Annotated in this window: 6 protein-coding genes; 2 read left to right on the top strand and 4 right to left on the bottom strand. The window is 73.4% G+C overall.

Annotated elements, in window-relative coordinates; translation table 11 throughout:
• A complete protein-coding gene (locus ACWCPW_RS17055) occupies window positions 1-3225 on the bottom strand; it encodes an AMP-binding protein (protein ID WP_449762339.1) in 3225 nt (1074 codons plus the stop codon).
• Window positions 3226-3720: 495 nt separating this feature from the next.
• On the opposite strand from ACWCPW_RS17055, the gene ACWCPW_RS17050 reads away from it, so the two are divergent.
• On the top strand, window positions 3721-3921 hold the full coding sequence (locus tag ACWCPW_RS17050) for a DUF6229 family protein (RefSeq protein WP_449762338.1): 201 nt from the start codon (window positions 3721-3723) through the stop codon (window positions 3919-3921).
• Window positions 3922-4010: 89 nt separating this feature from the next.
• Window positions 4011-6917, top strand: coding sequence for a type 2 lanthipeptide synthetase LanM family protein (locus ACWCPW_RS17045; protein ID WP_449762337.1), 2907 nt, complete (start codon window positions 4011-4013; stop codon window positions 6915-6917).
• A 72-nt stretch (window positions 6918-6989) separates the two neighbouring features.
• Here ACWCPW_RS17045 and ACWCPW_RS17040 read toward each other — a convergent pair whose 3' ends face one another.
• The 3 genes from ACWCPW_RS17040 to ACWCPW_RS17030 form a co-directional block, all read right to left on the bottom strand.
• Entirely contained in the window at window positions 6990-8888 is a 1899-nt protein-coding gene (locus ACWCPW_RS17040; RefSeq protein ID WP_449762336.1) for an ABC transporter ATP-binding protein, read from the bottom strand.
• 180 nt (window positions 8889-9068) lie between these two features.
• Complete coding sequence (locus ACWCPW_RS17035) at window positions 9069-12050, bottom strand: helix-turn-helix transcriptional regulator (RefSeq protein ID WP_449762335.1); 2982 nt, start codon at window positions 12048-12050, stop codon at window positions 9069-9071.
• A 318-nt stretch (window positions 12051-12368) separates the two neighbouring features.
• Window positions 12369-13235 carry a chitosanase gene (locus tag ACWCPW_RS17030; RefSeq protein WP_449762334.1) on the bottom strand — a complete coding sequence of 289 codons (867 nt, stop codon included), beginning with the start codon at window positions 13233-13235 and terminating at the stop codon, window positions 12369-12371.
• Between the last annotated feature and the right edge of the window lie 70 nt (window positions 13236-13305).

Here is a 13305-nt window from a genome sequence, read left to right as displayed (position 1 = left end):
TCAGCCCTTCTCGATGGCGGTCGGTGAGTGCACCAGCGCGTCGGCGTCCCCGAACACCGGCGCGTGGGGGTGGTCGAGCGCGTGCTCGCAGGCGTCGACGAAGGCCCGGGCGAGGCCCTCGACGACACCGCGCTCGAACGCCCGGTCGTTGTACAGCAGCCAGCCGGCGATGGTGCCGTCCGGCTGTTCGGCGAGCGCCAGTTCCGGCACGCCCAGGTCCGGTCGGCCGCCGGGCGTGCCCCATTCCGCGTCCAACTCGCGGGGCAGCTCGAAGGGTTCGGAGAGCAGGCCGAGGAAGTGCGCCGGGTTGGTCCAGCTCTCGTAGCGAATCCAGGCCGCGTCCGGAAAGCGCGGGTAGAACTCGGCGAAGGGGTAGCACTGATGCTCGTTGGCGGCCAACGCGGCGCCGCGGACCCGGTTCACCAGGTCCTCGAAGGAGGGGTCGCCGTGCAGGTCGACGCGGATCAGCAAAGATTGCACCAGGCAGCCGACCAGGTTCTCGCTGCCCGGTCGCGAACGTCCCGGCACCGGTGACATCACCACGATGTCGCGGGTGCCTGCCGCCTTGGCCAACACGCTGGTCCAGCACGCGGTGGCGAGCATGAACGCGGTCGCGCCCCGCTCCCGCACGCCGGCGCGCAGCCGGGCGACCAGGGCCGCGTCCAGGGCGAACCGTACCGAGCCGCTGTGCAGCCGGTCGGTGACGATCCGGCCCGGGAAGGGATCGATCGCGGTGGGCGCGCCCGCCAGCGACGCCTCCCAGAACGGCCGGGTGCGCGGCCACTGCGCGCGGGCCCAGGCCAGGTGCTCCGAGCAGGTCGGTGTCGGCGGCGGCAACGGACCGGGCCGGCCGGTGCGGGTCGCGGAGTACCCGAGTGCGAGTTCGCGCAGCAGCACGCCCATGGACCAGCCGTCGAAGACCATGTGGTGCACCGCGAGAATCAAAACGTGGTCCTCGGCGTCGAGTTCGATCACCAGGGCGCGCACGAGCGGACCGGCGGCCAGGTCCCAGTGGTGCTCGCGCTCGCTGCGCGCGTGCTCGCGGGCGAACCGTTCGCGTTCGGCGGTCGTCGCGCCCCGGGCCCGCACCCGGCGTACCTCGGGCGGCAGTTCCGGCAGGACGATCGCCTCCGCGGTGCCGTCGCGGTAGTGGAACACCGTGCGCAGCGCCTCGTGTCGGCGCACGATTTCGGCCAGTGCCGCCTCCAGCGCGTCCGGGTCGAACGCGTCGGTGATCCGGATCCCCACACTCACCGGGCCCACGTCGCGCGTCTCGTCGGTCGCGTGCATCCAGACGAAGAAGTTCTCCTGCTGCGAGCTCAGCGGCATCCGGGCCGCCGCGTTCGCCGGCTCCGGCGCGCTCGGGCGCACGGTTTCGGGTCCGGCGCGCGCGGCGTCGATCCACGCCGCCTGGGCGACGAGTTCGGGGTGGTCGAAGGCGAGCGACGCGGGCACTTCCAGGGCGAACAGGCGCTCGGCGGCGGCGGCCAGTCGACCGGCCTTGAACGAGTCCCCGCCGAGCGCGAAGAAGTTGTCGTCGCCCCCGGCGCCGGCGGCGCCGAGCACCTCGTCCCACAGTCCGCTGATCGCGACCTCGGTCGCGGTCGCCGGGGCTCGCCCGGGGGACGTGTCGGCCGCGCTCAAGCGGGCCCGCAACTGCGCTTTGCGCACCTTGCCGGCCGGGTTCCTGGGCAGGGTGTCCACGCGCAGGAAGCGGGTCGGGATCTCGTGTCGGGCCAGCCGTTCGCGCAGGAACACCCGCAGGTCCTCGGCGGACGCCTGGGCGCGGAGTACCAGCGCGGCGGCGACCATGGTGCCCATCGACGCGTGCGGCACGCCGAACACGGACGCGTCGGCGACGGCCGGGTGTTCGTACAGCGCGGCCTCCACCGCGAGGGTGGACACGCGCAGCGCGCCGGACTTGATCAGGTCGCTTTCCCGGTCGACGAGGTACAGGTAGCCGTCCGCGTCGAGCCGGCCGATGTCGCCCATGCGCACCCAGCCGTCGGCGAACACCTCCGTGTCGGCCCCGGGGTCGCGGTAGTAGCCGCGCGACGCGGTGGGCGAGCGCAGCCAGATCTCGCCTGCCTCGCCGACCGGCACGGCCTCGCCGTCCGGGCCCAGGACCCGCAGGTCCTCTCGGCCGGTACCGCGCCCCACCGAGGTGGGCCGTTCGGGGTCGAAGACCATGGTGGTCTGCGCGGGTGCCGCCTCGGTGGAGGTGTACGCGTTGACGATGGTGGCGTCCGGGAACGCCTCGGTCAGCGCGAGCGCCGTGGCCGGGGGCAGCGCGGCGGCGGTCGAGCCGAACAGTTGCACGGAGCCGACGTCGTACCGGGTCCAGGCCCGGGAGTTCACCAACTCGCCCGCCATCGCGGGCACCGTGAACACCGTCCCGACCCGATAGGCGGCGATCAGCGCGCAGAACTCCTCGGCGTCGAATTCCGGCGCGCACAGCGCGGTCGGCGCGGCGGTCAACGCGTTGAGCAACATCGTCTGGCCCGCGTTGGTGCCGATCGGGAAGGCGTGCAGGAAGTGCCGCGAATGGGCCAACTGCCGTCGACGGGGCGCGGGTTCGTGGCCGAAGGCGAGGTTGGCGTGGGTGGCGGCGACACCCTTGGGGGTGCCGGTGGTGCCGGAGGTGTACAGGATCTGGGCGAGGTCGTCGGGGCCCGGCGGGGGCGGGTCGGGTGGGTCCGCGGCGGCCCGATGCGGCACCGGATCGCGGTGTGCGGCCCGTTGTGCGGCGGCCTCCAGCTCGGCGGCGGGGGCGGCCCACGCGTCGGTCGCCGGTGGCCGGATTCCGGCGCCGTGCAGGACGGCGCCGGCCGCGCAGTGGGTGAGCATGGTGCGCAGGGCGGCGGGCGGCAGGCGCTCGGGCAGCGGCACCGCGACCGCGCCCGCCTGCTGCACCGCGCAGTAGGCGACGGCGTAGTCGGCCCATTCCGAGCCGGTGAAGATCAGCCCGATCCGATCCCCCGCGCGTACCGCGCGGGCCCGCAACTCCCGTGCGAGCAGTGTGGATCGCTGGCCCCAGGCGGCGAAGGTCAGGCGGCTTTCGGAGCTGCCGGGCACCAGGATGGCGACCCGTTCGGGCTCGACGAGCGCGCGGGCTGCCAACAGGCCCGGCACGGTCGGCCCCGACAAGGTCGGGTCGGTGGAGGTGGCGCCGGTCGCGGAGCGCGCCGGGTCGGTGGGTCCGCGGCGGGTGTCGGCGGCGGTCATGTCGCGATCCGATGCGGCGCGATCGGGTCCGGACATGGGTGAGCTCTGGCTCTGCGCATGGGATATCTCCGGGGTAGGAGTACGAAACGCGGAACGCCATGGGCGACATCGGCCCATGCTGAGCGGCGGAAAATGCCATACGGGAACCGCCGATCCGGTCATGGAGCGATGACCGTCGGCGACGACTCCAAGACTGTCAATGGACTAGACCAATGACAAGAGCCGGCCGGAATCCCGCTGCCGATCCGGGGCACAAACCGTGCGGTGGGCCGCCGCGCCCGCCCAGCGCGCGAAACCACCGGTTGGTCGGCCGGCGTCGAGCGAATGCCCCGATTCCCGTGCCTGGCGGGCGAATTCACCCGTCGAAAACTGGGTCTGTCGCCGCCGTCGTTCCGGCGCTAACGTGAGCCTGCCGCACTTCCCTAACCCAGGGTCGATGACCGGTGCACCCGGCGTACCGGCCGGGTCGTCCGGCATCGGCGGAAAGGTATCGCCATGCGCACCGCATCGAATGCCGCTCGGAACACCCTCGACGCCTGGCGCTCCGGCGCCGAAACGGCCGACGGCGTGGAGAACCCCGCCGGTTCGCTCTACATCGGCGGATCCGCAACCGAACAGAGCCTCACCGAGATCGACGTCGCCGCGATCAGCTGCGGCACCGCATGCTCCGGGTCGCGCACTCGCCCCTGTTGTTGATCCGTTCCGCACCGACCCGCCGCCCGGAACCGTCGCCTGTCGACCGGTTCCGGGCGGCGGGTCCGTCCTCGATGGGTGGCGATCCGCGCATGGCAATCCCGGTCCGGCCGCGCCCCGTGGTGACGTACGACGACGCCGGCGAATTCGACGCCGCGTTGGAGCCGTTGATCCGGCCCGCCCTGGACCGCTTCCGACGTCGGCTGCGGGCGATCCCCGATCCGCTGTCGGCCGTCGAGCGGGAGATCCTGCTGCGTGCCGCGCACCGCTCGCTGCTGGACGTGGTCCGGCCCAAGGCCAACCGGCTGCTGCTGCTCGAACTGCACGCCGCCCGGATGTCCGGCCGGCTGACCCGAGACACCAGCGCGCGACGCTGGGACGAGTTCCTCGAACTCGCCTCCAGTGCCGAGTTCTGGAGCGAACTCCAGGTCGACTACCCGGCGTTCGCACCGCGCCTGGAGCGGGTGATCCGCAATCGTTGCGCCGCCCTGCTCACCCTGGCCCGCCACCTGGCGAGCGACCGCCCGCGCCTGACCGACCTGCTCGGCACACCGCCCGGCGACCTCGTGGAGATCCGCCTGGACGCCGGCGACTCGCACCGCGGCGGCCGTACCGTCGCCGTGGTCCGCTTCGAGGCCGGCCGCGCGGTGTACAAACCCCGATCGCTCGCCGTGGACGCCGCGCTCGCCGCGACACTGGACGAACTCCTGGCCGGCACCCCGCACCCGGATCGCATCAAGGTGCCGCGCGTGCTGCTCGGCACCGACTACGGCTGGGCCGAGCACATCGAGCACCGCCACTGCGCGAGCCCCGGCGAACTCGCGCGCTTCTACCGGGGCTTGGGCGAGTGGATGTGCGTGATGCAACTGCTCGGCGCCACCGACCTGCACTCGGACAACGTGATCGCCCAGGGACCGGTGCCGTGGGTGGTGGACTGCGAGACGCTGTTCAGCCCCGAGCCGCGGATGGCCGCCAGTGGACTCGGCGACGCCTTCGACACCGCCGCCGCCGCGGTCCGGCGCACCGTGCTGCGCACCGGGCTGTTGCCCATGCGACTGGCCCAACTCGTGCTCCAGGGCGTGGACATGTCCGCCGTGGGCGCACTCCCCGAACAGCAGCCCCGGATCCCGGCCCCGGTGATCGCCGGGGCCGGAACCGACCTGGCCCACCTGGCGATGGAGCCCGCCGACGTGGGCGGTTCGGCCAACCTGCCCGCGCCCGACGCCGATCCGATCGCCCATCAGGACGACATCGTGGGCGGCTACCGCGACCTGCGCGACCGACTCGACGCGCTGGACCGGGACGGCATGCTGCGCCCGATGCTGGACGGCTTCGTCGGCTGCGACCTGCGCGTGGTACTGCGGCCCACCCAGGTCTACGTGGAGATCGCCCGGATGTTGTGGCATCCCGCGTCCCTGCACGACGAACCCCCGGCCGTCGAACGCGCCCGGGACGTGCTGACCCGGCAGGCGAAGGCGCTGCACGGCGCGCCCTCCACCCCGGAGGTGGTCGGCGCCGAGGTCGCCGACCTGCTCGACGGCGACATCCCGTTCTTCGGCGTACGGCCCGAACACGGCCGGATGGACGGGCCGCGCGGCACCACGTGGGGAGAGCCGGGCCGGCTGATCGACGCGAGTGTCGAGCGCTGGCGGGCGGGCGATCCGCGGTTCGAGGAGGTGATGATCCGCTCGTCGCTGCTGGGCGTCTACCGCGACCGCAGCGCGATACCCGAGGCGGATCGACGGCACGACACCCCGGTTCGGACCGGCGACCTCGAGGAGCGGCGCCGCGACCTGGCCGCCCGATTCGCCCGGGACCTGTGCGCGCGAGCGGTGATCGGCGCGGACGGCACGGCCACCTGGATCGGGCCGGTCTACACCGAAGGCGGTTTCAGCGTGCGGCCGTTCGCGGCCGACTTCTACAGCGGGCAGGCCGGGGTCGCGCTGGCACTGGACACCTACCTGGCCCGCTCCCGCGCCGGCCGGGTGCCGACGGTGCCCGGTCTGCGGGCGATCGCCGACGGCGCGATCCGGGCGCTGGCCGCGATGGAGGACGCGGTACCCACCGGCCGGCTCGGCGCGTTCGACGGGATCGGCGCGGCCGTACGCACCTGGCTGGCGCTGTACGCCTCCTCCGGCCGGCCGGCGGACCTGGAGCGCGCCGTGCGGCACGCGGAGCGCGCGCCGGGCCTGTTGGCCCAGGACACCATCCTGGACGTCGCCGGCGGCGCGGCCGGGTTGATCGTGCCGCTGCTGGCCCTGGCCGACCCGACCGGCGACGGCACATGGCGCGAGGTCGCCGAGTCCGCGGGGGCCCTGCTGGTCGAGCGCTCCCTCGTCGAGGAGGGCGACGGAGGCCGCACCGCGCGCTGGCCGACCGCGCTCTTCCCGGACGGCATCGGCGGATTCGCGCACGGCTCGGCGGGCATCGGCTGGGCCCTGGACCGCCTGTCCCTCGCCACCGACGATCCGGCACCGCTGGAACCGGCGGCCCGAGCCTGGGCGTTCCAGGAGGACCTGTATCGGCCGGAGGCCGCCGCCTGGCTGGACGGCCGGGAAGCGGACCAGGTTTTGTACCTGGACTCCTGGTGCCACGGCAGCACCGGCATCGGCCTGGCCTCCTGGGACCTGTACGCGCGCACCGGCGCCCCCGCCCACCTGGACCGCGCGCTGCGCGCCGCGGCGGCGACCTGGCGCACCGGATTCGGCTGGGACTACACGCTGTGCCACGGCGACGCGGGCTCCTGGGAACTCCTGGACACCCTCCTGCGCGGCGCCCCCGACCGGCTGCGCGCCCACCTCCCGGACGCCCCCACCCGGGACCACCTGGACGCCCTCCTGCTCACCGCACTGGAAACCTACGGCCCCCTCACCAAGTCCGTCACCGACACCACCACCGGTCTGCTCCCGGGCACCGCGGGCGCCCTGCACCAACTCCTGCGTCTGGACCGCACCGACCCGGAACGCGTTCCGTCACTGCTGCTGCTCGACGAGTTGTAGGACGCCACGGGGCGGGTCCCCGAGCCCCACCCTGCTGCTCGGCGGGCATCGAGGACACGTCCCGGGCGAGTCTCACCCCGCCGGATCGGCGTACGCCTGCGCCTGGAGGCGGTACAACTCCGCGTACTCGCCGCCCTCGCACATCAGTTGCTCGTGTGTGCCCTGCTGGACCACCTCGCCCGCCCGCAGCACCACGATGCGATCGCATTCGCGTACCGAGGCCAGGCGATGGCTGATCAGCACCACCGTGCGCCCCGCCGCCAGGCGCCGGATGTTCGCGTACACCGCGTGCTCCGCCCGCGCGTCCAGTGCCGCCGTCGGCTCGTCCGCGATCAACAGGCGCGCGTCCCGGTAGAAGCCGCGCGCGACGCCGATCCGCTGCCACTGCCCGCCGGACAGGTCCACCCCGGCCCGGAACTTCTTCGACAACAACGTGTCGTACCCGTGCGGCAGACGCTCGATCAGGTCGTGTGCCCCCGCGTCCCGCGCCGCCCGCAGCATGGCCGCACCCTCCGGGTCCACCCGATCGGCGCGCCCCAGCACGATGTTGCCGCGCGCGGTCAGCGGCCAGCGGGTCGGCTGCTGCATCACCAGCGCCACCTGCTCGCGAATCCCGGCCGGATCCACCTCGGCCAGGTCGGTGTCGTCCCAGTGCATCGTGCCCTTGTCCGCGTGGTACAGCGCGGCCAACAGGAGCGCGAGCGTGGTCTTCCCGGACCCGTTCTCGCCGACCAGGGCCACCGTCTCGCCCCGGCGGATCACCAGATCGACGCCGCGCAGCGCCGACTCCGCACTCCCCGGATAGGCGAAGTAGACGTCCCGCAGCCGGATCTCGGCGAACCCCACCGGCACCGCCGCCGTCGTGCCCGGCCGTGCGCGAGCACTCGCCTGCTCCAGGAACGCGTGATAGTCGGTGATGTACAGGGACTTCTCGTAGAGCCGGTCGACCGCGACCATCAACGTGGCCAGCGAACCGCTCGCGGTACGCACCGCCAGCACCGCCGTGCCCGCCACCGCGAGCGGCACGATCTCGGCCCGCACCAGCAGGCCCAGCGCGAGGTACGTGGCCCCCAGCGCCAGACCGGAGAGCGTCCGTCCGATCAGCCCCACCCGGACCTGCGCGTAGCCGACCCCGACCTCCGCCCGCTCCACCGTCCCGGCCAGCCGCCGGAATTCGTCCAGCAGCGGCCGCTCGGCGGTGCAGGCCCGAACCTCCGCCGCCGCCTCCCGGGCGCTGAGCAGGTCGGCGAACAACCACAGTCGCCGATACAGCGTCATGCGCCGGACCATGCCCTCGAAGCCGATCCGGGCCGAACGCAGCGCCGCCCACCCCTGCGGCGCGATCGACAGGGCCAGCAGCGGCAGCAGCACCGGATGCAACCCGGTCACCACCCCGATCCCGACCAGCAGACCCACCAGCGCGCCCAGCAGCTCGACCGCGTGCCCCAGGGCCAGTTGCGCGTGATCGATGCCGCGGTCGCGGGCCCGGGCCAGCGCGTCGTGCCAGTCCGCGTCGTCGAACGCGCCCAGGTCCGCGCCGACCGCCGCGGCGTGCAGCCGATTCTCGGCCACCCGGCGAATGCCCGGGGACAACCGCGCCTGGGTCGCCGCCACCACGGTCTCCAGCCCCGCCCGCACCGCCGTGGCCGACACCACCGCGATCACCGCCGGCAGCGCGGCCCCGACCCGCTCCGGCGCCGGCCCCGAGGCGAACAGCGCCCCCAACGCGCGCGCGGTGGCCAGCAAGGCCAGCGCCGTGGCCACCCCGGCGGCCGACTGGGCCAGTACCAGCAGCCACGTCGCCCGCCGACTCGCCGCCCGGGACAGTCGCCACACCTGCGCCAGCGCGACCGGCAGCCGGGTGAGCATCCGACCCAGGCCCGCGTTCGCCGCGTCCCCGTCGAACGGAGTGTCGTATCCCTGCCCCAACTCGTCGAACTCGCCCATCCCCGAAGGCACTTGCCCAGCCATCCCGAACCCCTCCCGGTCGACGGGTACGGTATGCCCGGGACGGGGGTGCGCTACGGGTACCGATGGGATCCGACACCCTCCGGGGCAACTCCCGCTGCCACGCCCGGCCCCGTCCGGGATCGGCGCCGCTCGGTCGGGGATCGACCCGCGACCACTCGGTCGCGATCGACGCGAGTCCGCTCAGTCCGGGATCAACCCGCTGCGCCGGGCCAGGGCCACCGCCTCGGTGCGGCGGGACGCGCCGACCTTGGCCATGATGTTGGAGACGTGCACACTCGCGGTCTTGGCGCTGATGAACAGTTCCTCGCCGATCTGCCGGTTGGTCCGGCCCTTGGCGAGCAGTTCCAACACCTCCTGCTCGCGCGCGGTCAGCAGCGCCTCGCCGGCCGGCGTCGCGTTCGGATCGCCCAACCGCGCGCGCCGCACCGCCGCGTCCACCGCGTCCCGCAGCGGCACCGATCCCAGCCGCTCCGCCGTCCCCCGCACCCGCCGCGCCAGGTCGGCCGCCTCGTCCCGGCGCCCGGCCGCCACCAGCGCCTGGGCCAGCCGCAGTTCGCTGCGCGCGCCCTCGAAGACGTTGCCGTAGTCGTACGCCCGGACCGTCTTCTCCCACAGCGCGACGTCCCAATCACCGGACACCCGCGACCACTCGGCCTCGACGCGCAGCAGCCAGGCGGTACCCTCCGCCCCGGTCCGCGGATGGCGACGGCCGGGCCAGGTCGCCGTGGTGCGGGCCAGGTCGAGGAACTCCCGTGCCGTCGCCATCTCCCGCTCCACCCCCTCGGCGTCGCCCGCGGCCCGCAGCCCGGCCACCGTGTCGCCGATCGCGGACAGGGCCAGGGCGGACAACCGCACACCCACGTCCGGGTACCGGTTGTAGTCCTCGGACAGTTCGGACACCGCGCGTCGCGCCCAGTCGGCCGCCGCGCGGGAATCACCGCGCCAGGCCGCCTCGTCGGTCAGCACCAGACCGCCCACGAGCGTGCCCATCCAGTTGAACGGCCGCCCCTCGAACAGCACCCGCGCCCGCTCCGCGGCACCGGGCTCACCGCGCCCCAGCAGCACGTACAGCTCCGCCGCCGCGACGTGGCCGAACGCCGAGGGCACCGTCGAGGGCACCTCCGCCAGGGCGTCGTCCCAGCGCCCCAGCGTGTACAGGAGCTGGGCGCGCAGATAGCGCATCTCGAGCGGATACGGGGAGGTGGTCCTGGTGCTGCTGCGGGCCAGTTCCAGGCCCTCGTCCAACCAGCGCAGGCACTCCTGGAGCAGGCCCGACTCGAACGTGCCCATGGCCAGGTTCATCAGCGCCCGCAGCTCGATCGTCGGATTCCCCGAGCGGCGGGCCAACTCGCGTGCCTGAACCAGTCGTTGGCGTCCATCGTCGGACTGCCGGCTGGACTCCAGACCGGTCAGCGAGATGATCGCGTCGGCGAGGGCGTCGTCCGTACCGAGTTCCTCGGCGACCGCCAACACCTGACGGCCGACCCGCCGGGCGGTCTCGTCGTCCTTGTAGAAGTACGCGGCCTGCACGTACGTGGCCGCCGCCCACAACCACGTGTGCGACGGCGGCTCGGCCGGGATCATCTCGAGCGCCTGTCTGCTGTACTCGAACGCGGCCTGGAGGTCGTCCACGCTCATCAGGCTGGAGGCGAGCGTGTAGCGGACGGTCACCGCCAGATCGACGTCCGCGTGCTCGCCGAGCCGATCCAGGGCGGTACGCGCGAACGCGACGGCGCGGTGCGCCTCACCGGCTCGGACCGCGGCCGCGGACGCGCGCAACATCAGCGACACGTTGTCGGTGTCCACCGACTCCCGCGCGTTCGGCACCGCGTCCCACACCTCGAGGGCCGTTTCGACCCAGCGCATCTCCTCGGCGGGCGCACCCACGCGCGCGGCGTGGTCGGCCGCCTCGATCGACGCGGTGAGCGCTCCGGGCAGGTCGTGAGCGGCCCGGTGGTGGTGTGCCCGCTCGGCCGGACTGGCGGCCCGGCGCTCCGGGGCGCCGAGCAGCTGGGCGAACACCGCATGGATCCGCACCCGTTCACCCGGCAGCAGGTCCGCGTACGCCGCCTCGCGGATCAGTGCGTGGCGGAACGCGTAGGTGTCGCCCTCGCCGGCGACCAGAAGGTGGCGCCCGACCGCCTCGCGCAGCGCCGCCTCCAACTCGTCGTCCGGCAGGTCGACGGCGTCCCGGAGCAGCCGGTGCTCGACCCGGCGCCCGGCCACGGCGGCCGTGCGGATCACCCGCTGGGCGGTGCCCGACATCTGCTCGATCCGGGTGAGCAGCACCTCGGCCAGGCCGCTGGGCACACCGCCCGCCGCGGTGTCGGTGGCGGCCCGCAGTTCCTGGGCGTAGAACGCGTTGCCCTCGGCTCGCTCGACGATGGCCCGTACGGTGTCCTCGGACAGCGGGTGGGCGTCCAGGCCGCGCACCAGGCTGGCCACGTCCTCGTCGTCCATCGGGCGCAGGTCCAGCCGCCCGACCGAGGGCAGCCGGACCAACTCGGCCAGCAGCGGGCGCAGCGGGTGCCGCCGATGCAGATCGTCCGAGCGGTAGGAGGCCAGCACGGTCAACCGCTGGTACGCGGCGCCGCCCGGGCGCTGCGGCAACAGCCGGCTCAGCAGGAAGCGCAGCAGGTCGCGGGTCGACTGGTCGGCCCAGTGCAGGTCCTCGACCACCAGCAGGACGGGAGCCGACTCGGCGAGGTCACCGAGCAGCGCCGCGACGTCCTCCAACAGCCGCAGCCGCACCCCGGAGTCCGGCATCGTGCCGGCGTACTCCGCCGCGCCCCCTCCGGCGCGCAACAGCCGCTCGACGGCCGGGTGCGCGGCCAGTACGTCGGCGTACCGCTCCTCGGCGTCCAACCGGCGCAGCACCTCGACGAACGGCAGGTAGGGCAGACCGACGTCACCGAGATCCACACAGTGGCCGGTCAACACGGTCATCCCGGCGCCGGCCGCCCGCGCGGCGGCCTCCGCGAGCAGCCGGGTCTTGCCCACTCCGGCGTCCCCGGCCAGCAGTACGGCACACGGATCACCCGCCCGCCCACGCGCCAACGCCTCGTCGAGCCGGGCGACCTCCTCGCCCCGCCCCACCAGCGCCGCATCCCAACCCACGTCAGTCACCGCGCAATCGTGACACGCGCCCGGGACACAGGACATCTCACCCCACGACCGTGTGCTGCCACGACACACCGCGGCGACCCGCGGGCCCTCCCGGGGGCGGCACGCGCGCACTCCGTGTGGGGTGAATGTCACGGATCGTGCGCGAAAAGGCCACCGCGGGCCGCGGTGGCCTTTCGTCGTGCGGGACGGGCGGGGTCGGGCGGGTCGGCTCGGTTGCGCTCCGGGCCGGTGGCGCGCCCCGAGTGCCAGGGGTGGTCGGGCTCGGGGGTGGTCGGGCTCGGGGAAGGTCGGGCTCGGGGGTGGTCGGGCTCGGGGGGGGGTGGTCGGGCTGGGGGAAGGTCGGTGCGGCGTCGGTCAGCTATTGATCGAGTAGCTGTCGCCGTAGACCTTCCACTTCAGCGGCGGGTTGAGGTCGAGGTTGCCGGCCTTGAGGAAGACGCGCTGCGCGGTGTCGACCCGGCTGGTGTCGCTGTGCGCGTCCTCGTGCTTCATCGCGACCTTGCGGGCGTCGAGGAAGGCGTTGAGGTAGGTGGTCTCGTTGCCGCCCTGGGCCGGCGGCTTGGCCTTCTTGAGCGCGTTGGCGCGGATCGAGCTGAAGCTGTCCCGGTCGCCACCGTCGCCGTGCATGACGATCGCGTCGTAGTAGATGAACTGGCCGAGTGCGCCCAGCCCGTCCGCCTTGCCGCGGTTGACGGCCGGGTTGAAGTACACGCGGTCCCGCTCGTCGTTCTGAGCCTGGCGGAAGTCGGCGTCGGCGGCGGCGGTCGCCCAGGCCTTCGTGAACGAACTGCCCAGGCCCGCGTGCGAGTCCGTGCCGTTGACCTTGCGCAGTGCGGGCAGGAACTTGGCCAGCACGTTGCCGGGCTTGCGCGCGGTGTACAACTCGACCAGGTCGAGCATGTCACCGGTGCCGGAACAGAAGCCGATGATTCCGGCCGTGTATCCGCGCCCGTCGTCGATGTCCTCGATGTACTTGTACTGCGCCTTCCAGTCCAGGGTGGAGTTCTCCGCGCTGGACACCAGTTGCATGGCGATGTCCTTCTTGTGCGGGTCGTCCAATCCGATCCGCGCGGCGGCGACCTGGGCCGCCGCGCCGGTCGAAGCCGACTGCGCGGCGTCGTTCGTCACCGCGTGGGCCAGCGGCCCGGGTACGGCGATCAGCAGTCCGGTGGCCACAAGCAGAGTCAAGCGCTTGCGGCTGCGTCCAAGGTGAGAGTGCACGTGCGTCTCCGTTCCGGCTCTACGGCCACGTTCGGGGGGCTCCGTGTCCATCCTTTGTTAGGAAAGTTTC

The organism is Embleya sp. NPDC001921, from assembly GCF_053594475.1.
This window is presented reverse-complemented; position numbering and strand designations above follow the sequence as displayed.

Bases quoted from the DNA above. Each gene is read 5' to 3' on its own strand.
- ACWCPW_RS17055 (WP_449762339.1), bottom strand. From the start codon at position 3,225: ATGACCGCCGCCGACACCCGCCGCGGACCCACCGACCCGGCGCGCTCC.
- ACWCPW_RS17050 (WP_449762338.1), top strand. From the start codon at position 3,721: ATGCGCACCGCATCGAATGCCGCTCGGAACACCCTCGACGCCTGGCGC.
- ACWCPW_RS17045 (WP_449762337.1), top strand. From the start codon at position 4,011: ATGGCAATCCCGGTCCGGCCGCGCCCCGTGGTGACGTACGACGACGCC.
- ACWCPW_RS17040 (WP_449762336.1), bottom strand. From the start codon at position 8,888: ATGGCTGGGCAAGTGCCTTCGGGGATGGGCGAGTTCGACGAGTTGGGG.
- ACWCPW_RS17035 (WP_449762335.1), bottom strand. From the start codon at position 12,050: ATGTCCTGTGTCCCGGGCGCGTGTCACGATTGCGCGGTGACTGACGTG.